At 57.3% G+C, this 23,213-nt stretch carries 23 protein-coding genes and 1 other annotated feature; of the genes, 8 read left to right on the top strand and 15 right to left on the bottom strand.

The window, feature by feature from the left end; translation table 11 throughout:
* Positions 1-3: 3 nt before the first annotated feature.
* Positions 4-1,404, bottom strand: a complete 1,401-nt coding sequence (locus PI91_RS11735; protein WP_023292663.1) for an MFS transporter — start codon at positions 1,402-1,404, stop codon at positions 4-6.
* Positions 1,405-1,638: 234 nt separating this feature from the next.
* Positions 1,639-4,017, bottom strand: coding sequence for a phosphoenolpyruvate synthase (gene ppsA / locus PI91_RS11730; RefSeq protein ID WP_039266172.1), 2,379 nt, complete (start codon positions 4,015-4,017; stop codon positions 1,639-1,641).
* Positions 4,018-4,352: 335 nt separating this feature from the next.
* On the opposite strand from ppsA, the gene ppsR reads away from it, so the two are divergent.
* The 8 genes from ppsR to PI91_RS11690 all read left to right on the top strand — a co-directional run bounded on the left by ppsR (position 4,353) and on the right by PI91_RS11690 (position 12,467).
* Positions 4,353-5,186, top strand: coding sequence for a posphoenolpyruvate synthetase regulatory kinase/phosphorylase PpsR (gene ppsR / locus PI91_RS11725; RefSeq protein ID WP_008500644.1), 834 nt, complete (start codon positions 4,353-4,355; stop codon positions 5,184-5,186).
* 152 nt (positions 5,187-5,338) lie between these two features.
* On the top strand, positions 5,339-6,385 hold the full coding sequence (gene aroH / locus PI91_RS11720; protein ID WP_008500645.1) for a 3-deoxy-7-phosphoheptulonate synthase AroH: 1,047 nt from the start codon (positions 5,339-5,341) through the stop codon (positions 6,383-6,385).
* Between the two features lie 198 nt (positions 6,386-6,583).
* A complete protein-coding gene (hemP, locus tag PI91_RS11715; RefSeq protein ID WP_021241095.1) occupies positions 6,584-6,766 on the top strand; it encodes a hemin uptake protein HemP in 183 nt (60 codons plus the stop codon).
* 72 nt (positions 6,767-6,838) lie between these two features.
* Positions 6,839-8,821, top strand: a complete 1,983-nt coding sequence (locus PI91_RS11710) for a TonB-dependent hemoglobin/transferrin/lactoferrin family receptor (RefSeq protein ID WP_039266171.1) — start codon at positions 6,839-6,841, stop codon at positions 8,819-8,821.
* Positions 8,822-8,856: 35 nt separating this feature from the next.
* Positions 8,857-9,885 carry a hematinate-forming heme oxygenase ChuS gene (gene chuS, locus PI91_RS11705; protein ID WP_039266170.1) on the top strand — a complete coding sequence of 343 codons (1,029 nt, stop codon included), beginning with the start codon at positions 8,857-8,859 and terminating at the stop codon, positions 9,883-9,885.
* Positions 9,882-10,703, top strand: a complete 822-nt coding sequence (locus PI91_RS11700; protein WP_039266169.1) for a hemin ABC transporter substrate-binding protein — start codon at positions 9,882-9,884, stop codon at positions 10,701-10,703. Before chuS ends, PI91_RS11700 begins: the two co-directional genes overlap by 4 nt.
* Positions 10,703-11,695, top strand: coding sequence for an iron ABC transporter permease (locus PI91_RS11695; RefSeq protein WP_021241091.1), 993 nt, complete (start codon positions 10,703-10,705; stop codon positions 11,693-11,695). The genes PI91_RS11700 and PI91_RS11695 overlap by 1 nt, the downstream gene beginning before the upstream one ends.
* Positions 11,688-12,467 (top strand): heme ABC transporter ATP-binding protein, encoded by a 780-nt coding sequence (locus PI91_RS11690; protein ID WP_021241090.1) that lies wholly within the window; start codon positions 11,688-11,690, stop codon positions 12,465-12,467. The genes PI91_RS11695 and PI91_RS11690 overlap by 8 nt, the downstream gene beginning before the upstream one ends.
* 38 nt (positions 12,468-12,505) lie before the next feature.
* Here PI91_RS11690 and selO read toward each other — a convergent pair whose 3' ends face one another.
* The 13 genes from selO to infC form a co-directional block, all read right to left on the bottom strand.
* Positions 12,506-13,948, bottom strand: a complete 1,443-nt coding sequence (gene selO / locus PI91_RS11685) for a protein adenylyltransferase SelO (RefSeq protein WP_039266168.1) — start codon at positions 13,946-13,948, stop codon at positions 12,506-12,508.
* 61 nt (positions 13,949-14,009) lie between these two features.
* Complete coding sequence (locus tag PI91_RS11680) at positions 14,010-14,726, bottom strand: EAL domain-containing protein (RefSeq protein ID WP_008500649.1); 717 nt, start codon at positions 14,724-14,726, stop codon at positions 14,010-14,012.
* Positions 14,727-15,019: 293 nt separating this feature from the next.
* Positions 15,020-15,484 carry an NlpC/P60 family protein gene (locus PI91_RS11675; protein WP_008500650.1) on the bottom strand — a complete coding sequence of 155 codons (465 nt, stop codon included), beginning with the start codon at positions 15,482-15,484 and terminating at the stop codon, positions 15,020-15,022.
* Positions 15,485-15,558: 74 nt separating this feature from the next.
* Complete coding sequence (gene btuD, locus PI91_RS11670; protein ID WP_039266167.1) at positions 15,559-16,314, bottom strand: vitamin B12 ABC transporter ATP-binding protein BtuD; 756 nt, start codon at positions 16,312-16,314, stop codon at positions 15,559-15,561.
* Positions 16,314-16,865, bottom strand: a complete 552-nt coding sequence (locus PI91_RS11665) for a glutathione peroxidase (protein WP_039266166.1) — start codon at positions 16,863-16,865, stop codon at positions 16,314-16,316. The genes btuD and PI91_RS11665 overlap by 1 nt, the downstream gene beginning before the upstream one ends.
* A 22-nt stretch (positions 16,866-16,887) precedes the next feature.
* Positions 16,888-17,868 (bottom strand): vitamin B12 ABC transporter permease BtuC, encoded by a 981-nt coding sequence (gene btuC, locus PI91_RS11660; protein WP_021241086.1) that lies wholly within the window; start codon positions 17,866-17,868, stop codon positions 16,888-16,890.
* 103 nt (positions 17,869-17,971) lie between these two features.
* Entirely contained in the window at positions 17,972-18,271 is a 300-nt protein-coding gene (ihfA, locus tag PI91_RS11655; RefSeq protein WP_003857805.1) for an integration host factor subunit alpha, read from the bottom strand.
* Between the two features lie 4 nt (positions 18,272-18,275).
* Positions 18,276-20,663, bottom strand: coding sequence for a phenylalanine--tRNA ligase subunit beta (gene pheT, locus PI91_RS11650; protein ID WP_008500654.1), 2,388 nt, complete (start codon positions 20,661-20,663; stop codon positions 18,276-18,278).
* Between the two features lie 15 nt (positions 20,664-20,678).
* Complete coding sequence (gene pheS / locus PI91_RS11645; protein WP_010426091.1) at positions 20,679-21,662, bottom strand: phenylalanine--tRNA ligase subunit alpha; 984 nt, start codon at positions 21,660-21,662, stop codon at positions 20,679-20,681.
* Between the two features lie 62 nt (positions 21,663-21,724).
* Positions 21,725-21,849, bottom strand: a sequence feature (Phe leader region).
* Positions 21,800-21,844, bottom strand: a complete 45-nt coding sequence (gene pheM / locus PI91_RS26010; protein WP_001386830.1) for a pheST operon leader peptide PheM — start codon at positions 21,842-21,844, stop codon at positions 21,800-21,802. (Overlaps the previous feature by 45 nt.)
* Before the next feature lie 117 nt (positions 21,850-21,966).
* Positions 21,967-22,323 (bottom strand): 50S ribosomal protein L20, encoded by a 357-nt coding sequence (gene rplT / locus PI91_RS11640; RefSeq protein WP_000124850.1) that lies wholly within the window; start codon positions 22,321-22,323, stop codon positions 21,967-21,969.
* Positions 22,324-22,372: 49 nt separating this feature from the next.
* Positions 22,373-22,570, bottom strand: coding sequence for a 50S ribosomal protein L35 (gene rpmI / locus PI91_RS11635; protein WP_001124225.1), 198 nt, complete (start codon positions 22,568-22,570; stop codon positions 22,373-22,375).
* 97 nt (positions 22,571-22,667) lie between these two features.
* The gene (infC, locus tag PI91_RS11630) at positions 22,668-23,210 is read right to left on the bottom strand and encodes a translation initiation factor IF-3 (protein ID WP_023616141.1); all 543 of its coding nucleotides are present in this window, start codon (positions 23,208-23,210) and stop codon (positions 22,668-22,670) included.
* Positions 23,211-23,213: the final 3 nt, after the last annotated feature.

The raw sequence follows: 23,213 nt of genomic DNA, 5'->3' as shown, positions 1-23,213 counted from the left end.
GTTTTACTCCTGTAGTGCGGAAGGGGTTGCCGGGCTGAGCGGCCCTGCTTCGGGTCTCACCTCACGCTTGCTGGCCAGCTCCCGGGCGATGGAATCCACCAGCCGACTGTTAAGCTTGTAGATTGAAAGCAGCGCGACCATGCAGAGGAACAGCGCGCAAGGGATAAGGGTGAACAGGGCGTTGATCGTAGAGAGCACGTGCGGCGCCTGGGCTGCCTGTCCCGGGGCGTAATCCACCATGCCAAGCACCCAGCCGACGACTGCCCCACCCAGCGCCAGCCCAAATTTGATGGCAAACAGCGCGGTAGAGAAAACCAGCCCGTCCAGGCGGCGGCCGCTGCGATGCTCTTCGTAGTCGACCACATCGGAGAACATGGTCCACTGCAGCGGCGTGGTGAGGTTTTGCACAAAGCTAAAGACAATGTTGAGGCCAAAAATCAGCCACACCTGCGAAGGCGGCAGGAAGAAAATCAGCGCCCCGAAAATGACGAAGGAAATAATGGTCCACTGGTAGGCGCGCACGCGGTCAAACTTCCCCAGCAGCCGTTCAGATAATAGTGCGCCGCTTAAGGAGGCGACCATTCCGGAAACAATAAAGGCAAAAACCAGTTCCGGGCGCAACAGCACGTAGTTCACGTAATACATCGTGGCGGAACCGCGCGTTACCACCGCCGTTAACAGCAAAATATTAAACAGGAACACAATGCGCCACTGGCTGTTTCCGGCCAGCAGTTTTAAATCGGTGAGCATCGAGCCGGAAGTATCACTGCGCGGAGAATAACGCTCGCGGGTCATCAGGAAGCAGCAGAAAAACAGCACAATGCCCAGCAGCCCCATCAGGCTCATGGCATAGAAATAGCCTTTCTGCACGTTGCCCTGTCCTAACAATGAGACCAGCGGCAGGGCAATCACCGTCACAATCAATCCGCCGATAAACGACAGGCCAAAGCGCCACGACTGCAGGGAGTGACGCTCGCGGGGATCCAGCGTCAGCGCACCGGGCATAGCGCAGTAAGGCACGTTAATCGCGGAGTAAATCAGGCTTAAGATCGCGTAGGTCAGGCAGGCATAAACGATTTTCGCCGTCGGCCCCACGTCCGGTACATAGAAGGTGATGAGGCAGCTCACGCCAAACGGAATGGCGAACCACAGCAGCCAGGGACGGAAACGGCCGTGGCGCGTTTGAGTGCGATCCACCAGCGCGCCAATGCACGGGTCGACAAACGCATCGACCACGCGCACCACTAAAAACATGGTGCCCATGATTGCGGCGGGCAGCCCAAAAACGTCCGTATAGAAATAGGCGAGAAATAACGTTGCCGTTTGCCAGACCAGCGCGCTGGCCATATCACCTAAGCCATAACCTATTTTATCTTTGGTACGCAATACAGAGGAGAGTGTCATTGTTATTTGCCTTTTTATCAGGTTAAAACGTATTTCAACCAGTTGCGCATCATCTGAAGGGAAATGCGCATGTAAGGCTCAAGTATTAGCAACGGTTTGCGCGCTAACAATTGTCTAAATTGACAGGCAAATTATGATATTTAGTTTTTTACTTTATTTGTGATGGGGAGCATATTCGGGCGGAAATAAAAAAGGCGAGGAATAATATCCTCGCCTTTTCGGGTCAGCGTGGCGTTACTTGTTCAGTTCCGCCAGGCTCAGCCAGGTTTGCACCACGGTGTCCGGGTTCAGGGACAGGCTATCAATCCCCTCCTCCATCAGCCAGGCGGCAAAGTCTTCATGGTCGGATGGCCCCTGACCACAAATCCCGACGTATTTGCCCTGCTTCTTCGCCGCGCGGATGGACAGGGAGAGCAATGCTTTGACCGCCTCGTTGCGCTCGTCGAACAGCTCGGAGACCACGCCGGAGTCGCGGTCCAGACCCAGCGTCAGCTGCGTCATGTCGTTCGAGCCGATAGAGAAGCCGTCGAAGTGCTCCAGGAACTGCTCGGCCAGCAGGGCGTTGGACGGGATTTCGCACATCATGATGATCTTCAGCCCGTTCTCGCCGCGCTTCAGACCCTGACGCGCCAGCTCGTCAACAACCGCTTTCGCCTGATCGACGGTACGCACGAACGGGATCATGATTTCGACGTTGGTCAGCCCCATGTCGTTGCGCACGCGCTTCACCGCCTCACACTCCAGCGCGAAGCAGTCGCGGAAGCTGTCGGACACGTAGCGTCCGGCCCCGCGGAAGCCCAGCATCGGGTTCTCTTCTTCCGGCTCGTAGCGCTCGCCGCCGACCAGGTTGGCGTATTCGTTAGACTTAAAGTCAGACAGACGCACAATCACGCGTTTCGGATAGAAAGCGGCACCCAGCGTCGCGATCCCTTCGCTCAGACGGCCGACGTAGAACTCTTTCGGCGAGTCGTAGCCTTTCATCATCTCGCGGATTTCGTTCTGCAGCTTCGGCTCCTGGTCGTCAAACTCCAGCAGCGCGCGCGGGTGAACGCCGATCATACGGTTAATGATAAATTCCAGACGCGCCAGGCCTACGCCTTCGTTCGGCAGGCAGGCGAAGTCGAACGCGCGGTCCGGGTTGCCGACGTTCATCATGATCTTCAGCGGCAGGTCCGGCATGGTATCCACGCTGGAGCTCTTCACGCTGAAGTCGAGAATATCGGCATACACGTAGCCGGTATCGCCTTCGGCACAGGAGACGGTCACGTTCTGTCCGTCCTTCATGCGCTCGGTGGCATCACCGCAGCCGACAACCGCAGGAATCCCCAGCTCACGGGCGATGATCGCCGCATGACAGGTACGGCCGCCGCGGTTGGTGACGATAGCCGCCGCTTTCTTCATGATCGGTTCCCAGTCCGGGTCGGTCATATCGGTCACCAGCACGTCGCCGGGCTCAATACGGTTCATCTCGCTGATGTCGTGGATCACCTTCACCGGACCGGCACCGATGCGGTGACCGATAGCACGGCCTTCCGCCACGATTTTGCCCTGGGCGTGCAGCGTGTAACGCTCCATCACTTGGCCGCGTGAGCGAACGGTTTCCGGACGCGCCTGCACGATAAACAGCTTGCCGGTGTTCCCGTCTTTCGCCCATTCGATATCCATCGGACGGCCGTAGTGTTTTTCAATCTGCACCGCCTGCTTCGCCAGCTCCTGCACTTCGGCGTCGGTCAGGGAGAAGCGGTCGCGCTGCTCCTGCGGTACATCTTCAATTTTGACCTGCTTGCCATGCTCCTGGGTCGGGGCATAGATCATGCGGATTTTTTTCGAGCCCATGGTGCGGCGCACCACCGCCGGACGGCCAGCGGCCAGCGTAGGCTTGTGAACGTAGAATTCGTCAGGGTTTACCGCACCCTGCACAACCATCTCACCCAGACCCCACGCGGAGGTGATGAACACCACCTGGTCGAAGCCGGATTCGGTATCAATGGAGAACATCACGCCGGATGAGCCCACGTCCGAGCGCACCATGCGCTGTACGCCAGCGGAGAGCGCCACGCCGCGATGGTCGTAGCCCTGGTGCACGCGATAGGAGATGGCGCGGTCGTTGAACAGGGAAGCAAACACGTGCTTCACCGCCACCAGCACCGCATCGTAACCCTGGACGTTCAGGAAAGTTTCCTGCTGCCCGGCAAACGAGGCGTCCGGCATGTCTTCTGCGGTGGCTGAAGAGCGCACGGCAAAGGAGGCCTGCGCGTCGTCAGCGGAGAGCTGGTTGTACGCGTCGTGAATGGCTTTTTCCAGTTCCGGCTGGAAAGGTGTGTCGATGATCCACTGGCGGATCTGCGCCCCGGCTTTGGCAAGCTCGGTCACGTCATCAATATCCGTTTTATCCAGCAGGTCGTAAATGCGCTGGTTAACACCGCTCTGGTCTAAAAACAGGTTAAAGGCATCGGCGGTGGTGGCAAACCCGTTCGGTACGGAGACACCCATACCCGACAGGTTTGTAATCATTTCACCCAGGGAGGCATTTTTGCCCCCAACTCTGTCTACATCATTCATGCCGAGTTGGTTATACCAAAGCACCAGCGGTGACGAGCCATTGTTGGACATCGAAACAATCCTTTTGTGATATTTGATCGGAGTAAGAAACACCTGACTACGTATTTATACTGGCATAATTATTTCCGCTAAAAAAACGGTGAATCGTGTAAGCAATTTAAATTTTCAACTTTTCGGATACTTTCCCATCAACGATTAACCCGATGATTCCTCTATATTCAGCCAGAAACCCCAAAAATAAAGTCGCTATTTGAAAAATGAAATCCACTTTTCAGGAAAATCAAAAACAGCGTTTCATTCATAATTAGGATAAGTTCTTTGCTGTGTAAATTACTTTTTTAATTTATGCTTTCAGACAATTACGTCTGATATTCAGGGTGGGTAAAATGGATAGTGCTGTCGATCGTCACGTTTTTTATATTTCTGATGGTACGGCGATCACCGCCGAGGTGCTGGGCCACGCGGTGATGTCGCAGTTTCCCGTATCGATCAACAGCATTACGCTGCCGTTTGTCGAAAATGAGAGCCGCGCCAAAGCGGTGAAGGACCAGATCGACGCCATTTACCAGCAGACCGGCGTCCGCCCGCTGGTGTTCTACTCCATTGTGATCCCCGAGATTCGCGCCATCATTCTGCAGAGTGAAGGCTTCTGCCAGGATATCGTGCAGGCGCTGGTGGCTCCGCTGCAAAGCGAGCTGAAGCTCGACCCAACGCCTATCGCCCACCGTACCCACGGGCTGAACCCCGGCAACCTGACCAAGTACGATGCCCGTATCGCCGCCATTGACTATACCCTCGCGCACGACGACGGCATCTCGCTGCGTAATCTCGACCAGGCGCAGGTGATCCTGCTTGGCGTGTCGCGCTGCGGCAAAACGCCGACCAGCCTCTACCTGGCGATGCAGTTCGGCATTCGCGCCGCCAACTACCCGTTCATCGCTGACGATATGGATAACCTGGTGCTGCCCGCCGCCCTGAAGCCGCTGCAGCACAAGCTGTTCGGGCTGACCATTAATCCGGAGCGCCTTGCCGCCATCCGCGAAGAGCGCCGCGAGAACAGCCGCTACGCCTCCATGCGCCAGTGCCGGATGGAGGTCTCCGAAGTGGAAGCCCTGTACCGCAAAAATCAGATCCCGTGGCTGAACAGCACCAACTACTCTGTGGAAGAAATTGCCACCAAAATTCTCGACATCATGGGGCTTAATCGCCGCATGTACTAATATGCTAGTACATTAGCTCAGATTCAGGTATCATCATCGGCAACCACGGGGCGGTGTCGCCCCGAACTTGAAATCAGCAGGGATTGGTTTAAGGTGATGCCCATCACTTCCCGGTAGTCTGCCGATGAAGCAAAAATTTTCTGAGACATTCCATGAATAAAACCGATGAACTCCGCACTGCGCGCATTGACAGCCTGGTCACGCCGGCTGAACTGGCCCAGCGGCATCCTGTTTCCGCGGCCGTTGCGGAACACGTGACGGCCTCCCGCCGCCGCATTGAAAAAATCCTCAATGGTGAAGACAAGCGTCTTCTGGTGGTGATTGGTCCCTGCTCCATCCACGATCTGGATGCCGCGATGGATTATGCAAAACGGCTTCAGGGCCTGCGGGATAAGTATCAGCACCGCCTTGAGATTGTGATGCGAACCTACTTTGAAAAACCGCGGACCGTGGTGGGCTGGAAAGGGCTGATTTCCGACCCTGACCTCAACGGCAGCTATCGCGTGAACCACGGCATCGAGCTGGCGCGGAAGCTGCTTTTGCAGGTCAACGAGCTGGGCGTGCCGACCGCCACCGAGTTCCTTGATATGGTGACCGGGCAGTTTATCGCCGATCTGATCAGCTGGGGCGCGATTGGCGCACGCACCACCGAGAGCCAAATCCACCGCGAGATGGCCTCCGCCCTCTCCTGTCCGGTCGGCTTTAAAAACGGGACCGACGGCAACACCCGTATTGCGGTTGATGCCATCCGCGCGGCCCGTGCCAGCCACATGTTCCTGTCGCCGGACAAGAGCGGTCACATGACCATCTACCAGACCAGCGGTAACCCGTACGGGCATATCATCATGCGCGGCGGGAAGAAGCCCAATTATCATGCACAAGATATTGCTGCGGCCTGTGAAACGCTGGCGGAATTCGACCTGCCGGAACATCTGGTGGTGGACTTCAGCCACGGCAACTGCCAGAAGCAGCATCGCCGCCAGCTGGACGTCTGCGATGAGATCTGCCAGCAGATCCGCAGCGGTTCAACCGCCGTTGCAGGGATTATGGCGGAGAGCTTTATCAAAGAAGGCACGCAGAAAATCGTTGCTGGCCAGCAGATGGTGTACGGCCAGTCGATCACCGACCCGTGCCTGAGCTGGGAAGACAGCGAGCTGCTGCTGGAGAAGCTGGCTGCAGCCGTGGACACGCGCTTTTAACATCCTGCCGGGGGGCGGCTTCGCCTTACCCGGCCTACGATTCGTGCCGTTGTACGCCCGGTAAGGCGAAGCCGCCACCGGGCTTTTGATTGCACAATATTGATCCTCTCACCCTTTTTTCACAAAAACGCTTGCCGTAAATTTGCAGTTTATTGATAATGATTATCATTGTTACATTGATTGTTATTTATAAACATTATGTCACGTACGGATAACAGCGCGGCAACGCCAGCAAAAACAGACACAGCACCAGCCCCTACCGAGCGTCGAATTGACAGCAAAACCCTGCTCGGCGATGCGGGGCGGGTCATTATCGAGCATGACGGCCAGCGCTATCTGCTGCGCCAGACCCATGCCGGAAAACTGATCCTCACAAAATAAACCAAAAACTTCGCCAGCCACCCAGGTGATCCCCAGGCAGCCAGCGCTTTCGATTCTTTATGGAGAGTTGCTATGCCACACCTGCCTTCCGCGTCTTTACGCCCGTCACTTCTGGCGCTGGCGATTGTCAGCACCCTGCCGGGCGTCGCGTTTGCTGCCGCAGATGAAATGACCGTCACCGCCACGGGCAACGCCCGCAGCGCCTTTGAAGCCCCCATGATGGTGAGCGTGATTGATGCCACCGCCCCGGAGAAACAAACCGCCAGCTCGGCGGCCGACCTGCTGCGTAACGTTCCCGGCCTGACGCTGGACGGCACCGGGCGCACCAACGGGCAGGACGTGAACCTGCGCGGCTACGATCGTCGCGGCGTGCTGGTGCTGGTTGACGGCGTGCGTCAGGGCACCGACACCGGCCACCTGAACAGCACGTTCCTCGATCCGGCGCTGATTAAACGTATTGAAGTGGTTCGCGGCCCGTCGGCCCTGCTGTACGGCAGCGGCGCGCTGGGCGGCGTGATTTCCTATGACACCGTCGATGCAAAAGACCTGCTGGAAACGGGTAAAAACAGCGGTTATCGTGTGTTTGGTACGGGGGCGACAGGCGATCACAGTCTTGGGATGGGGGCCAGCGCCTATGGCCGCACCGACACGCTGGACGGTCTGGTGGCCTGGTCCAGCCGGGATCGCGGTGATATCCGCCAGAGCGACGGAGCAACCGCCCCTAACGACGAGTCCATCAATAACATGCTGGCGAAAGGCAGCTGGAAAATCGACCCGGCCCAGACCCTGAGCGGCGCCCTGCGCTACTACAACAATGATGCTCAGGAACCAAAAAACCCGCAAACCACTGGGGCGGACAGCAGTAACCCGATGACCGATCGCTCCACCATCCAGCGTGACGCGCAGGTGGGCTACCGCATCGCCCCGGAAGGTAACGACTGGCTGAACGCCGACGCGAAGGTCTACTGGTCCGAAGCGCGCATTAATGCCCAGAATATCGACAACAGCGGTGAGTTCCGCAAGCAGACCACCAAAGGCGGCAAGGTGGAAAACCGCACCCGCCTGTTCAGCGACACGTTTGCAGCACATCTGCTGACCTACGGTGGGGAATACTACCGTCAGGAGCAGCATCCGGGCGGCGCGACCACCGGCTTCCCGGAGGCGAAAATCGACTTCAGCTCCGGCTGGCTGCAGGACGAAATCACCCTGCGCGATCTGCCGGTCACCTTGCTGGGCGGTACGCGCTATGTCAACTACCGCGGCAGCAGCAATGGCTACGACGACGTGGATGCTGATAAATGGTCCTCCCGCGCCGGGTTGACCGTCAGCCCGACCGACTGGCTGATGCTGTTTGGCTCATACGCGCAGGCGTTCCGCGCGCCCACCATGGGCGAGATGTACAACGACGCCAAACACTTCTCTATTGGCCGCTTCTATACCAACTACTGGGTGCCAAACCCGAACCTGCGCCCGGAAACCAACGAAACGCAGGAGTTTGGGTTCGGTCTGCGCTTTGACGATCTGCTGCTTGCCAACGATGCGCTGGAGTTTAAAGCCAGCTATTTCGATACCAAAGCTAAAGACTATATCTCCACCACTGTCAATTTTGCCGCCGCGACCACCATGTCTTATAACGTTCCGAACGCCAAAATCTGGGGCTGGGACATGATGGCAAAATACTCTGCCGACCTCTTCAACCTCGACCTGGCCTATAACCGCACGCGCGGGAAAGACACCGATACGGGCGAGTACATCTCCAGCATCAACCCAGATACCGTCACCAGCAAGCTGGACATTCCGGTGGCGGAGAGCGGTTTTTCCGTCGGCTGGGTTGGCACCTTTGTCGATCGCTCAACGCATATCAGCAGCAGCTACAGCAAGCAGCCGGGCTACGCGGTCAATGACTTCTACGTCAGCTATAAGGGTCAGGAGCAGCTCAAAGGCGTGACCACGACGCTGGTGCTCGGCAACGCCTTTGACAAAGAATACTGGTCACCTCAGGGCATTCCGCAGGACGGCCGTAACGGCAAGATTTTCGTAAGCTATCAGTGGTAATTCCCGTCGGGGCAACTCTTCAGAAGGATAAGAAAATGAATCACTACACGCGCTGGCTTGAGCTGAAAGAAGACAATCCGGGTAAGTACGCGCGCGACATCGCAGGGTTAATGAACATCAGCGAAGCAGAGCTGACCTTTGCCCGCGTGGGTCACGACGCCTGGCGACTGCGCGGTGAAATCCGCGAGATCCTGGGCGCGCTGGAGGCGGTGGGCGAAACCAAATGCATCTGCCGCAACGACTACGCCGTTCACGAGCAGGTCGGAAGCTTCACCAACCAGCACCTGAACGGCCATGCCGGGCTGGTGCTGAACCCGCGCGCGCTGGATCTGCGCCTGTTCCTCAACCAGTGGGCAAGCGCGTTTCACATCAGTGAAGCCACCGCCCGCGGCGAGCGGCAGAGCATTCAGTTCTTCGACCACCAGGGCGATGCCCTGCTGAAGGTCTACGCCACGGATAACACCGACGTTTCCGCCTGGGGCGACGTGCTGACTCGCTTTATCATTGCCGATAATCCATCGCTGGCGTTGAAGAAGCCCGATATGCCTGCTCACGCGGAAAATGCGCAAGCTGCGCTCGTGGACAACGAGTGGCGCGCCATGACCGACGTGCACCAGTTCTTCAACCTCCTCAAACGCCATAACCTCAGCCGCCAGCAGGCGTTTCGCCTGGTCGGGGACGATCTGGCCTGCCGGGTAGAGAACAGCGCGCTGGCGCAACTGCTGGAGACGGCGCGCCGGGACGGCAATGAAATCATGGTCTTCGTCGGCAACCGCGGCTGCGTACAGATTTTCACCGGCGTGGTGGAAAAGCTGGCGCCGATGAAAGGCTGGCTGAACATCTTCAACTCAACCTTTACCCTGCACCTGCTTGAAGACGCCATTGCGGAGACGTGGGTCACGCGCAAACCAACCGCTGACGGGCACGTCACCAGCCTGGAGCTGTTTGCCGCCGACGGGACGCAAATCGCCCAGCTGTACGGCCAGCGCACCGAAGGCGAGCCGGAGCAAAGCCAGTGGCGCAGCCAGATAGACGCCCTGACGGCGAAAGGGCTGGCCGCATGAAACGGTGGCTTGTCCTGGTCAGCGCCCTGCCCCTGCTGGCGTTTGCTGCGCCGCAGGAGAAAATCGTCACGCTCGGCGGCGACGTCACCGAGATTGTCTACGCCCTCGGCGCGTCGTCTTCCCTGGTGGCCCGCGACAGCACCAGCCAGTGGCCGCAGGCGGCGAACGTGCTGCCGGACGTGGGCTATCTGCGCCAGCTCAATGCGGAAGGGATCTTATCCATGCGCCCCACGCTGGTGCTGGCCAGCGCTCAGGCGCAGCCGTCTCTGGCGCTAAAGCAGGTTGAGCAAAGCCACGTCAGGGTGATCGCTGTTCCTGCCGGTAACGACCTGAACGTCATTGACGAAAAGGTGCGGATTGTCGCTGAAGCGACGCACCGCGAGGCCGAGGGGGAAGCCCTGCGCGGCAAGCTGCGTCAGGCGCTGTCAACCCTGCCCACATCGCCACTCAACAAACGGGTGCTGTTTATTCTCAACCACGGCGGGATGACCGCGATGGCTGCCGGACAACAGACCGGCGCGGACGCGGCCATTCGCGCGGCAGGGCTGCAGAATGCGATGCAGGGGTTCACCCGCTATCAGCCGCTGTCTCAGGAAGGGGTGATTGCCAGCCGGCCCGATCTGGTGGTGATTTCGCAGGACGGCATCAACGCCCTGGGTGGGGAAGCGAATCTGTGGACGCTGCCCGGGCTGGCGCAAACCCCGGCAGGACGCAATAAGCAGGTGCTAGCGATTGATGATATGGCGCTGCTGGGCTTTAGCGTGCGAACGCCGGAAGCCATCCGGCAGCTGCGTACCAAAGCGGAGCAACTGCCCTGATGTCCCGGCGAGTCGCCCTGTCATTGTGGATGCTGGCCGCGCTGCTGGTCGTCACGACGCTGACGGCCAGCGGTATTGGCGCGCTGCGCCTGCCGGTCAGCCTGCTGTGGAACGGCACCGACGAGGCCCTGCGTCAGATCTGGCTGACGATCCGCCTGCCACGCGTGCTGCTGGCGCTGGCGATCGGCGGTTCGCTGGCGCTCGCGGGCTGCGTGATGCAGGGGCTGTTCCGCAACCCGCTGGCGGACCCGGGCCTGCTCGGCATCAGCAGCGGCGCGGCACTTGCCGTCGCGCTGTGGGTGGTGCTTCCGCTCTCGCTGCCTGCACTGGTGATGCTGTATGCCCCGATGCTGGCGGCGTTTCTCGGCGCGCTGGCCGCCACCTCCGTGATTTTCCTGCTCAGCCGTCAGCGTGACGCTTCCCTGTCGCGCCTGCTGCTGGTGGGCATTGCCATCAACGCCCTGTGCGGTGCGGCCGTCGGCGTGCTGTCATGGCTCAGCAATGATGCCCAGCTTCGCCAGCTTTCACTCTGGGGAATGGGCAGCCTCGGCCAGGCGCAGTGGTCGACGCTGCTGGCCGTCGCGTCGCTGATGATCCCCACCGTACTGATTATCTGGCGCCTGGCAGGGCCCCTCAACCTGCTGCAGCTGGGCGACGAAGAGGCGCACTATCTCGGCGTGGAGGTGGCCGCCGTGCAGCGGATCCTGCTGCTGTGCAGCGCCCTGCTGGTGGCTGCCGCCGTTGCGATCAGCGGCGTGATCGGTTTTGTTGGCCTGGTGGTGCCGCACCTGGTGCGCATGTGGCTGGGAGCCGACCATCGGGCCACGCTCCCCGGCTCGGTGCTGGCCGGTGCGCTGCTCCTGCTGATGGCCGACACGCTGGCGCGCAGCGTGGTCGCTCCGGCGGAAATGCCGGTTGGCTTATTGACCAGCCTTCTCGGCGCGCCGTGGTTCCTGTGGCTGATCTTTCGTCGTGGAGGTACGCATGGCTGAACGCTATTGTGCAGAAAACCTTGTTTTTCGCGCCGGGCAACGCACGCTGATTAACGACGTGTCGCTGACCTTATCTCAGGGCGAGCTGGTGGCGTTGATTGGCCCAAACGGCGCCGGGAAATCGACGCTGTTGCGACTGCTTACCGGCTATCTTAAACCTGCTGGGGGACGGTGTAGCCTGGCGGGCACACCGCTTGCGGCCTGGCAGCCGGAAAGGCTCTCCCGCTACCGGGCGGTGATGCGCCAGAGCACGCAGCTCGGATTTGACTGGCCGGTTGAGGCGGTGGTCGGTATGGGGCGTGCGCCCTGGACCCGCACGCCAGAAGCGTCGGTGATCGAGGAGGTGATGGCCATCACCGGCTGTTTACCGCTGGCGGGCAGGCAGTTTGCCGCGCTCTCCGGCGGCGAGCAGCAGCGCGTTCAGCTCGCCCGCGCGCTGGCTCAGCTCTGGTGCGACGGTGCGCCGCGCGGCTGGCTGTTTCTTGATGAACCGACGTCCGCGCTGGATCTCTATCACCAGCAGCATCTGCTGCGCCTGCTGAAATCCCTGACCAGCCGGGGACATCTGCACGTGTGCGCGGTGCTGCACGACCTCAACCTGGCAGCGCTGTGGGCGGATCGCATCCTGCTCCTGCACAGCGGCAGGATCGTGTCCCGGGGAGAACCGGAAACCGTTTTGCAGGCCGATGCGCTGGCGCGCTGGTACGGCGCACAGGTTCACGTCGGCAGGCATCCCGCTCACGCCGTGCCGCAGGTGTTTCTCGCCCCCTGACCGGTCCGGATTCTGACGACGCCGACTCCGGCCAGACACTAGCTTGAGCAACTGACCTCCAGCCGCTTGCCCCACTCAGGCGGGCGGCTGACGTAATCATCATCCCGGTCGGCAAACGGCGTGCGCAACGCCACGTGCAGACGGTGTAACTCGTCGTACTCGCCCTGCTCGGCCTGCTCAATCGCCCGCTGCGCCAGCCAGTTGCGCAACACCATCGCCGGGTTCGTAGCGTTCATCTGCGCCTGGCGGGTCGCATCATCCACCTGCTCCTGCTGCAGCCGCGCGCGGTACGATGCAAACCAGTCGTCAAACGCCTGTCTGTCAATAAACTCATCGCGCAGCGGCGAGGCGGCACTGTGCTGCTCCGTCTGGCCCAGCATCCGGAAGGTGCGCGTGTAATCGCTGCCCTCGCGCGCCATCAGGGCAAACAGGCCATTGAGGATGTCGTTATCGCCCTTCTCCTGCGTGACTAGCCCCAGCTTGTTGCGCATCAGCGAGCCATACTCTCGCAGTAAGATCGCCTGATAGCTGTCGAGCGCATCATTGAGGGCATCAACGTCGATGAACGGCGACAGGGTTTGCGCAAGCCGCTGCAGGTTCCACAGGCCCACCGCGGGCTGATTGTCAAAACTGTAGCGCCCCTGATAGTCGGAGTGGTTACAGATGTACCCTGGCTGATAATCATCCAGGAAACCAAACGGACCGTAGTCAAAGGTCAACCCGAGAAGCGACATGTTGTCCGTATTCATGACGCCATGGGCAAAACCTACCGTTTGCCAGCGGGCAATCAGGGCTGCGGTACGGGCCACCACGTCCCTGAACCAGAGAACGTATTTATCCGCGTCGTCCTGCAACTGCGCCCAGTGGTGACGAATGGCAAAGTCAGCCAGCTGGCGCACCTTGTCCGGCTCGCGGCGATAGTAAAAGTGCTCAAAATGACCGAAGCGCAGATGGCTTTGCGCAATGCGCATCAGCATTGCGCCCTTTTCCACGGTTTCGCGCGCAACCGGCGTGTCGCTGGTCACGATCGACAGCGCACGGGTGGTGGGGATACCGAGGGCATGCATCGCTTCGGAGCCCAGGCATTCGCGAATCGTTGAACGCAGAACCGCACGCCCGTCGCCCATCCGCGAATAGGGCGTCAGGCCCGCACCTTTCAGGTGCCAGTCAACCGTCTCCCCGTTGGGAAGCTGTTGTTCACCGAGCAGGATCCCCCTGCCGTCGCCCAGTTGCCCAGCCCAGACGCCAAACTGATGCCCGCTATAGACCTGAGCAAGGGGTTGCATACCGGCGAGCAGCGTTTCGCCTCCCCAGACGCCAGCGCTCCCTGAACTCTGAAACAGCTCAGGCGGAATGGCCAGCTCTTCTGCCAGCCGATCGTTATGCCAGATAAGGCGTGAATTTTGTAACGGTGTGGGTTTGAGTGCGGTATAAAATCCCGGCAACTCGTCATGCCAGTGAGCAGTAAAAGACAGGGTCATAAGTCCTCCTGCTTTTAGTGTAGAGGGTTTACCCGGACTTAAACACGGGCGAAAGCAAGGGTTATCGCTGCTGAACCAGCGTAGTGACGTGTTCCGCCGAGACGGCAGGCCAGAGTGTTCCCTGCATGGCGCCAAAATTAAAGGACAACACGCGCTGCAACAGACCGTGGTCGTCAATGCCCGAGACAATCACAGACTGGCAGTGCGGCGTGATTTGCCAGAGGATGGCGCGCATAAATGGCTCAAAAGAGAGCTCTGAAGCACGCTGCTGAATGAAGCCTTTATCGAGAATAACCCGTTTAAATAATCCATCATACACCGCTTTGAGCGATGCAGCGCCTGCACCAAAGTTTGCCAGCACCAATGGGAAATGGATTGCCATTCTCGCCAGCTGAAGATCGTCCTTTCCGTTATTTAAACCTGGATAATTCTCATTAACAGTAAACTCAAGAAACGGATAACGCTCAAGAATTGAAACAGCGTTTCCATTACTTAATAAAAATTCAACTATTGCAGGTGTAATATTGATCCATGCAATTAACTGATGCTGAATAAAAAACAGTTTGCAGGTATCAAGCAATTGCAGTTTTTCGTTAAACAGCGCTAACTCTTCAGCCGCTGAAAGTCGTGGGATAACAAGCTCAGTGGGGATCCGCACATCGCTGTCGACGCCAGTAAAGTTAACCAGAATTTCTAAACCTTTAAGCTCCCCTGCGCTATTACGGGCAGGCAAAAGCAGCAGTTCAGACTGGTAAGCATTATCTAGCGTAATTATCATTGCACTCGCCCCGCATTAAAGATGAGAGAGGACATCCTGGAGCAATTGCCGACACAATTCCACTGTCTTGATTTTAATAAGATTAATTTCATTAGTTCCGTATTAATTTTCAGATTTTTCCCTGAATCTAAAATAATCTTATCCTGGTTGCAAAATAATAGCCAGTTTTAGATAAAACAGATACATGAGGGATTCGCTAATTTTAGGTAAATTTAACTTTAATCATCTTATTTGAGAAAAAACGGCATGTTTATTCGCTACCATGCCGTCATAAGAGAGGTATACGACGAAGATTATATACGTCGTGCCTGCCAGAAATTTTTACGCCAGTAAACATTATCAAGAGAAGAGCGCATCACGCCGCGGCTCGTCGAGGCGTGAATGAACTGGTTGTCAGTATCATAAATGCCCACATGAAGTCCGCTTTCCCCCGATCCGGTTTTGAAGAAAACCAGGTCCCCGGGCAGGAGGTCGTCTTTATCAATTTCCGTGCCGATTTCTGCCTGTTTACGCGTTTCACGCGGCAGCTGTAAATCAAACTTGTCGCGAAACGTCATCAGAACGAAGCCGGAGCAATCTACACCGCCACGGCTCATGCCGCCGTAGCGATAAGGCGTGCCGCGCCAGTTGCTCAGCTGATCGTTGAGGCTGGCAATGACGGTGATCGAATCTGAAAGCCGTGGGTTAGGCGGCGGTGCACGATGGCTACTGCATCCCGCAAGAAAAAGTGCGGCCATCAGGAGAAACCAGAATCGCATTTTCAGACGAATCCTCTGCTTTTTTTGTTCTTTTCGTAATTTAGCGTGCAATTGTGCTCACAGGCAAGAAACGCTTACTCCTGCCCGGTCGAAATCAGCATCTTATGGCCCTCAATATCCAGCCTGCGGAACGACATGTTGTACGCGCGGGCAAGATTGGGCGGCGTAAGAACCTGATCCCGCGTACCGCTGGCGATCATCCTCCCCTGCGACAGCAGCCACACCCGGTGGGCATGACGCAAGGTGTGGTTGAGGTCATGACTGCTCATCACCACGGCGATGCCTTTTCTACTGAGCGCACTTAGCAGGGTATCCAGGGCCGCCTGCTGCGCCACATCCAGACCGCTCATCGGTTCATCGAGAAGCAGCATCCGCCCATGAGGATTACCGGCCGGGTGGATCTGAACAATGACAGCCGCCAGACGCACCCGCTGCCATTCGCCACCGGATAGCTGGCTGACATGCCGGGAGAGTTTATCCTCCAGCCCCAGCGCCGCGGCCACGTCCGTCAGCAGTGCCGTAGAATGTTTGTCGTGCAAATGCAGCATCAGATAGTGCCAGACCGGCATCGCAAAGGGGGGTACCTGCTGCTGCACGAGATAGCTGCGCCGATGCGCCAGCGAGACCGGCGACCACTCGGCCAGCGTATGCTCCAGCAACATTATCTGCCCTTCTCCGGCAGTCATGCCTGCCATCCGTGCCAGCAGCGTGCTCTTTCCTGCGCCGTTTGGCCCGACAAGATGCAGGATTTCTCCCGCATTGACGGCGCCGGTTATCGGCTCCAGACGTCCCTTCTCGGCAACGTCCGTGAGCTGCATCAGCAGCGACATTATTTCGCCAGCGCCAGCTTGATCGATTCCATAACGATCGGATCTTCAGGGGTCATATCCGGTGAAAAACGCTGTACGACCTGGCCGTCGCGACCTATCAGGAATTTTTCAAAGTTCCACAGAATATCGTCCGGATAAAGCGGCGCGCGGCCTTTGCTGGCCATGCGTTCATAAAAACCGCTGCCTTCCGGCGCGACGGCTTTCGGTGCGGCAGCGATCAGCTTCGCATACAGCGGATGGCGGTCTTCACCGTTGACATCGATTTTGCTGAACAGCGGGAACGTTACGCCGTAGGTAGTGCTGCAGAAGGTTTTAATCTCCTCTTCGCTGCCCGGCTCCTGCCCCAGGAATTGGTTGCAGGGGAAGCCCAGCACGGTAAAACCGTCTTTCTCCCAGGCCTTCTGAATGTTTTCAAGCTGCTCGTACTGCGGCGTCAGGCCGCATTTGGATGCCACGTTGACGATCAGCAACACATTGCCTTTGTAGCCTTCCAGCGTGGTTTTATCGCCATCAATGGTGGACACTTCAGTATTCAGGATATCTGACTGCATAGCATTTCCTCAGGTTGTCGATTTAACGTCCAGCTTTTAATAGTAGCCAGATAAAGACCGGCGCGCCCAGCGTGGCGGTCACCACGCCAATGGGCAGCTCTGCGGCCGTCAGGGCAAGCCTGGCGATGATGTCGGCCACCAGCAGCGTGACGGCCCCGGCAACCGCCGAGGCCGGAAGCAAGGTTCGATGGTCCGTGATTCCGCACAGTCGAAGCATATGCGGAATCACCAGACCGATAAAGCCAATCGCGCCCGCCAGAGCCACGCTGACGCCGACCAGCCAGCCAATGGCGATGACCAGCACATTACGCCAGAACCCAATCGGCATGCCCAGCTGGCGGGCTGAGGTTTCACCCAGCGCGAGCATATTCAACGGCTGCGCCTGCAGGGCAGCCCACACGATGACCGGCACCAGCAGCGCCATCAGCCAGCCCTGCTGCCAGTCGACGCCGCCAAAGCCGCCCATCATCCAGTACATGAGCTGCCGAAGGTCAAAAGAGGTCGAGAAGTAGACCGCCCAGGTCATCAGCGCGCTACAGATGATCCCCAGCGCCACGCCGGCAAGCAGCAGACGGCTGGTCGATAAGTGCCGTCTGGCAAAACGAAGAAGGATGAGCGTTATCAGTAATGCGCCAAGGATCGCGCTCAGGCTAATGCTCCAGCCGGAGAGTTCTCCTCCGCCCAGCATCACCGCTGCAATCAGCCCCACGCCCGCACCGTTAGACACGCCGAGCAGCCCGGGCTCCGCCAGAGGATTCTCAAACAACGCCTGCATAATGGTGCCGCACAGCGCCAGCGCGGCCCCCACCAGCATCACCGCGACGGTACGCGGCAGACGAATTTGCCAGACGAAGAGCTGTCCGTCAGGTCCCCACCAGCTTTCGGGCCCTATCCACCGGTCACCGGCGCAGAGGCTAACGCCTGCGGCGACAATGAGCAGCAGCACCAGAAAAAGCAGGTGACGCCGATCGGAACGGTGCTGGAGATGGACATAATCAAGCATGTTTACGGTTTTCGTAGCGAGAGATGTAATTGATTTTACGGCGGGTTTGCCTGAGAGCGCAAAGAAAAAAGGCCGCGTGGGCGGCCTTTTTAGTTAGTTCATATTACTCTGCTTTGGGCGTTGCGTTTTCGACACGGCTTTTTAACTTCTGGCCGGGTCTGAAGGTCACCACGCGGCGGGCTGTAATGGGAATATCTTCCCCCGTCTTCGGGTTGCGGCCCGGACGTTGGTTTTTGTCTCGCAAATCAAAATTGCCAAAGCCGGAGAGTTTTACCTGCTCACCATTTTCCAGAGCACGACGGATCTCTTCGAAAAACAGCTCTACCAGCTCTTTGGCATCCCGTTTGCTAAGCCCAAGCTTATCAAACAGATATTCTGACATTTCAGCTTTTGTAAGCGCCATAGGTTCAATCCCTCAATGATGCCTGGAATCGCTCTTTTAATGCCTCTACACATTTGGCGACGGTAGCGGCAATCTCCTCTTCTTCGAGTGTACGGCTGGTATCCTGAAGGATCAGGCTGATAGCCAGGCTCTTAAAGCCCTCTGCTACGCCCTTGCCGCGGTACACGTCAAATAAGTTTACGCCAACTACCTGATTTACGCCAACTTTCTTACATTCGGCCAAAATATCTGCTGCGGGCACATTTTCCGCGACCACAACCGCGATATCACGGCGGTTTGCCGGGAAGCGGGAGACGTCCTGAGCCTGAGGAATCACGCGGTCTGCCACCAGGTTCCATTCCAGCTCAAACACGATGGTACGGCCATTCAGGTCCAGTTTACGCTCCAGCTCAGGGTGAACAACCCCAATGAAACCAATGCGTTTGCCGTCTAAATAGAGGGCAGCGCTCTGGCCTGGATGCAGGGCCGGGATGGCTTCTGCGCGGAATTCAATTTCAGATAATTTACCGGTCAGATCCAGAATCGCTTCCAGATCGCCCTTCATATCGTAGAAATCAACCGTGCCTTTTGCCAGGTCCCAGTGCTCTTCATAACGGTTACCGCTGATGGCGCCAGCCAGCATGAGATCCTGACGGATGCCTAAATTTGCCTGATTATCCGGTACAAAGCGCAAACCGCTTTCGAAAATTCGCACGCGGTTTTGCTGGCGATTCTGGTTGTAAACGATAGTGCCCAGCAGGCCCGTCCACAGGGACAGACGCATCGCGGACATTTCGCTGGAAATTGGGCTTGGCAGGATCAGCGCTTCCTGACCCGGGTGGATCAGCTGCTGCAGCTTTGGATCAACAAAGCTGTAGGTGATCACTTCCTGATAGCCTTTGTCGTTCAGCATGGTTTTTACACGCTTCAGGGACAGGTCGGCTTCACGGTGGGTGCCCATCACCAGACCGGCCTGTACAGGCTCGTCAGGGATGTTGTTGTAGCCATAAACACGGGCCACTTCTTCCACCAGATCTTCTTCAATTTCCATGTCGAAACGCCATGACGGCGCAACGGCTTTCCACTCGTCCTGACCTTCGGTTACGTCGCAACCCAGACGCTTCAGAATATCGGTCACCTGCGCGTCGGCAACGTGGTGCCCAATCAGGCGATCCAGCTTACTGCGACGCAGGGTGATGGTCGCACGCTTCGGCAGCGTGGCTTCGTTGGTGACGTCGATAACCGGGCCCGCTTCGCCGCCGCAGATGTCGATCAGCAGGCGAGTCGCACGCTCCATCGCTTTGTATTGCAGCGCAGGATCCACGCCGCGCTCGTAGCGGTGGGACGCATCGGTGTGCAGGCCGTGACGGCGTGCGCGACCAGTGATGGAAAGCGGGCTGAAGAACGCGCACTCCAGCAGGACGTTTTGCGTTTCGTCGTTGACGCCTGAATGCTCGCCTCCGAAGATACCGCCCATTGCCAGCGCTTTGCTGTGGTCAGCAATCACCAGGGTGTCGGCGTTCAGTTTCGCTTCGGTGCCGTCCAGCAGAACCAGGGTTTCGCCCTCTTTCGCCATGCGCACCACAATACCGCCTTCGATACGATCTTTATCGAAGGCGTGCATTGGCTGGCCCAGTTCCAGCAGAACGTAGTTAGTCACGTCAACCACGGCGTCGATAGAGCGGATACCGCAGCGGCGCAGCTTCTCTTTCATCCACAGCGGGGTTGGCGCTTTCACGTTGATGCCTTTCACCACGCGACCGAGATAGCGCGGGCAGGCATCCGCAGCGTCAACCTGGATAGGCAGCACGTCACTGATGGTCGCTTCAACCGGGGCGATCTCCGGCGCGTTCAGCTCGGTCTGGTTCAGCACGGCAACGTCGCGCGCCACGCCGATGATCCCTAAGCAGTCAGCGCGGTTTGGCGTGACGCTGATTTCGATGGTGTTGTCATCAAGCTTCAGGTATTCGCGGATGTCGGTGCCGATTGGCGCATCCAGCGGCAGCTCAATGATGCCGTTGTGATCGTCGGAAATACCCAGCTCGGAGAAGGAACACAGCATGCCTTCAGACGGCTCGCCGCGCAGCTTAGCCGCTTTGATTTTGAAATCGCCCGGCAGTACCGCACCGACGGTCGCCACGGCCACTTTCAGCCCCTGGCGGCAGTTTGGCGCACCGCAGACGATATCCAGCAGACGGTCACCGCCTACGTTTACTTTTGTTACGCGTAGTTTGTCCGCGTTAGGGTGCTGACCGCACTCTACCACTTCACCGACGACCACGCCGTTGAATGCCCCTGAAACCGGCTCAACGCCGTCCACTTCCAGACCTGCCATGGTAATCTGATTAGAAAGCGCGTCGCTGTCCAGCGTGGTGTTCACCCACTCGCGTAACCACAGTTCACTGAATTTCATTGTTCTGTCCTGCCCTTATTTAAACTGTTTGAGGAAACGCAGATCGTTTTCGAAGAATGCACGTAAGTCGGTGACGCCATAGCGCAGCATGGTCAGACGCTCCATGCCCATACCGAAGGCGAAGCCGGAGTAAACTTCCGGATCGATACCCACGTTGCGCAGGACGTTTGGATGCACCATGCCGCAGCCCAGCACTTCCAGCCATTTGCCGTTTTTGCCCATCACGTCAACTTCCGCAGACGGTTCGGTGAACGGGAAGTAGGACGGACGGAAACGAACCTGCAGATCTTCCTCAAAGAAGTTGTTCAGGAAATCGTGCAGCGTGCCTTTCAGGTTGGTGAAGCTGATGTTTTTATCAACAATCAGGCCTTCCATCTGGTGGAACATTGGGGTGTGGGTCTGATCGTAGTCGTTACGATAGACGCGGCCCGGCGCGATAATACGGATTGGCGGCTCCTGATCCTTCATGGTGCGGATCTGAACGCCGGAGGTCTGGGTACGCAGCAGACGCGTCGCGTCGAACCAGAAAGTGTCGTGGTCAGCGCGTGCCGGATGATGGCCAGGAATGTTCAGGGCATCGAAGTTGTGGTAATCATCTTCGATTTCCGGGCCAGTCGCCACGGTAAAGCCGAGCTCACCGAAGAAACTTTCAATGCGATCGATGGTACGGGTAACCGGGTGCAGACCGCCGTTCTCGATGCGGCGACCCGGCAGAGAGACGTCGATCGTCTCTGCGGCCAGACGCGCATTCAGCACCGCGCTTTCCAGCTCGGCTTTGCGTGCGTTCAGCGCCTGCTGTACCTGCTCTTTGGCTTCGTTAATCACCGCCCCCGCTGCCGGGCGCTCTTCTGGCGGCAGCTCACGCAGGGTTGTCATTTGAAGGGTCAGGTGCCCTTTCTTCCCAAGATATTCGACGCGGACATTGTCTAACGCGGCAACATCTGAGGCCTGATTAATGGCGGCTGTTGCACTGGCAACCAGCTCTGCGAGATGTGACATGATTTTCCTCATTATGTCGGTGCAGACACCGATTTGGTGGAGTTATTCTCTCAAATTCAGGCACAAAAAAAGCCTCCATCGGGAGGCTTATCTGGCGCTGTTTTTCGTTTCATCTTTCACGCGCTAGCCTCCTGAAGTCAGGTGCTAAAGTAAAAGAAGAAGCGGAAAATAGCAGCATTCATGCTTGCGTTACCTTGTTGGGTAAAAACCGTTGAGACCTTATTGAAAAGCCTGCACGGGTAAATGTCAATCTTCTTACAGGGTTATATGAAAAGAGGGAGCCAGGCCCCCTCTCTCAACTGGCTTATGCCAGTGCTGCTTTCGCTTTTTCGACCAGAGCGGTGAACGCTACTTTGTCGAATACTGCGATGTCAGCCAGGATCTTACGGTCGATTTCAACAGAGGCTTTTTTCAGGCCGTTGATGAATTTGCTGTAAGAAATACCGTTCTGACGTGCTGCTGCGTTGATACGCGCAATCCACAGTTGACGGAACTGACGCTTACGCTGACGACGGTCACGGTAAGCGTACTGACCTGCTTTGATAACAGCCTGGAAGGCAACGCGGTATACGCGTGAACGCGCACCGTAGTAGCCTTTAGCTTGTTTCAAAATTTTCTTGTGACGTGCACGTGCAATTACACCACGTTTTACGCGAGCCATGTGTGCTCTCCTGTATCTATTCTAAGTTAAAAAAGTTAAACGAAACGACTTATGCGTACGGCAGGCACGCGATGACCAGGCCCAGATCGCCTTTAGAAACCATGGCTTTTGGACGCAGGTGACGTTTACGCTTGGTAGCTTTCTTAGTCAGAATGTGACGCAGGTTAGCGTGCTTGTGCTTAAAACCACCTTTACCGGTTTTTTTGAAGCGCTTAGCAGCACCGCGTACGGTCTTAATTTTTGGCATTTTAATAACTTCCACTTCGCATTGTTAAATAAACGAAACATAGGCGAACAAAACCTATGAAACCCGAAGGCTCCACAGATTTTGCTGCTTGAAGGCCTTACTGTTTCTTCTTAGGAGCGAGCACCATGATCATCTGGCGGCCTTCGATCTTCGTAGGGAAGGATTCGACTACTGCCAGTTCACTCAGATCGTCACGGACGCGGTTAAGCACTTCCATACCAATCTGTTGGTGGGCCATCTCACGACCGCGGAAACGCAGTGTGATCTTGGCCTTATCGCCATCTTCCAGAAAGCGAATCAGGCTGCGGAGTTTTACCTGATAATCGCCATCGTCGGTACCAGGACGGAATTTGATTTCCTTAACCTGGATAACTTTTTGCTTCTTCTTCTGTTCCTTAGAAGACTTACTCTTTTCATAAAGGAACTTGCCGTAGTCCATGATACGACAAACTGGCGGTTCGGCGTTAGGGCTGATTTCAACTAAATCTACTCCAGCTTCTTCAGCCTTTTCGATTGCTTCTCTCAGACTCACAATCCCCAGCTGCTCGCCTTCCAGACCTGTTAAGCGAACTTCCTGGGCGCGAATCTCGCCATTGATACGATTCGGACGTGCCGTTTGAACTCGTTTTCCGCCTTTAATACC

It is taken from the genome of Enterobacter sp. FB (assembly GCF_000805795.1).
Lineage (GTDB): Bacteria > Pseudomonadota > Gammaproteobacteria > Enterobacterales > Enterobacteriaceae > Enterobacter > Enterobacter roggenkampii.
The sequence above is the reverse complement of the archived record's forward strand: the minus strand, read 5'-3'. Positions and strand labels throughout refer to the sequence as shown.

Bases quoted from the DNA above. Each gene is read 5' to 3' on its own strand.
- PI91_RS11735 (WP_023292663.1), bottom strand. From the start codon at position 1,404: ATGACACTCTCCTCTGTATTGCGTACCAAAGATAAAATAGGTTATGGC.
- ppsA (WP_039266172.1), bottom strand. From the start codon at position 4,017: ATGTCCAACAATGGCTCGTCACCGCTGGTGCTTTGGTATAACCAACTC.
- ppsR (WP_008500644.1), top strand. From the start codon at position 4,353: ATGGATAGTGCTGTCGATCGTCACGTTTTTTATATTTCTGATGGTACG.
- aroH (WP_008500645.1), top strand. From the start codon at position 5,339: ATGAATAAAACCGATGAACTCCGCACTGCGCGCATTGACAGCCTGGTC.
- hemP (WP_021241095.1), top strand. From the start codon at position 6,584: ATGTCACGTACGGATAACAGCGCGGCAACGCCAGCAAAAACAGACACA.
- PI91_RS11710 (WP_039266171.1), top strand. From the start codon at position 6,839: ATGCCACACCTGCCTTCCGCGTCTTTACGCCCGTCACTTCTGGCGCTG.
- chuS (WP_039266170.1), top strand. From the start codon at position 8,857: ATGAATCACTACACGCGCTGGCTTGAGCTGAAAGAAGACAATCCGGGT.
- PI91_RS11700 (WP_039266169.1), top strand. From the start codon at position 9,882: ATGAAACGGTGGCTTGTCCTGGTCAGCGCCCTGCCCCTGCTGGCGTTT.
- PI91_RS11695 (WP_021241091.1), top strand. From the start codon at position 10,703: ATGTCCCGGCGAGTCGCCCTGTCATTGTGGATGCTGGCCGCGCTGCTG.
- PI91_RS11690 (WP_021241090.1), top strand. From the start codon at position 11,688: ATGGCTGAACGCTATTGTGCAGAAAACCTTGTTTTTCGCGCCGGGCAA.
- selO (WP_039266168.1), bottom strand. From the start codon at position 13,948: ATGACCCTGTCTTTTACTGCTCACTGGCATGACGAGTTGCCGGGATTT.
- PI91_RS11680 (WP_008500649.1), bottom strand. From the start codon at position 14,726: ATGATAATTACGCTAGATAATGCTTACCAGTCTGAACTGCTGCTTTTG.
- PI91_RS11675 (WP_008500650.1), bottom strand. From the start codon at position 15,484: ATGCGATTCTGGTTTCTCCTGATGGCCGCACTTTTTCTTGCGGGATGC.
- btuD (WP_039266167.1), bottom strand. From the start codon at position 16,314: ATGTCGCTGCTGATGCAGCTCACGGACGTTGCCGAGAAGGGACGTCTG.
- PI91_RS11665 (WP_039266166.1), bottom strand. From the start codon at position 16,865: ATGCAGTCAGATATCCTGAATACTGAAGTGTCCACCATTGATGGCGAT.
- btuC (WP_021241086.1), bottom strand. From the start codon at position 17,868: ATGCTTGATTATGTCCATCTCCAGCACCGTTCCGATCGGCGTCACCTG.
- ihfA (WP_003857805.1), bottom strand. From the start codon at position 18,271: ATGGCGCTTACAAAAGCTGAAATGTCAGAATATCTGTTTGATAAGCTT.
- pheT (WP_008500654.1), bottom strand. From the start codon at position 20,663: ATGAAATTCAGTGAACTGTGGTTACGCGAGTGGGTGAACACCACGCTG.
- pheS (WP_010426091.1), bottom strand. From the start codon at position 21,662: ATGTCACATCTCGCAGAGCTGGTTGCCAGTGCAACAGCCGCCATTAAT.
- rplT (WP_000124850.1), bottom strand. From the start codon at position 22,323: ATGGCTCGCGTAAAACGTGGTGTAATTGCACGTGCACGTCACAAGAAA.
- rpmI (WP_001124225.1), bottom strand. From the start codon at position 22,570: ATGCCAAAAATTAAGACCGTACGCGGTGCTGCTAAGCGCTTCAAAAAA.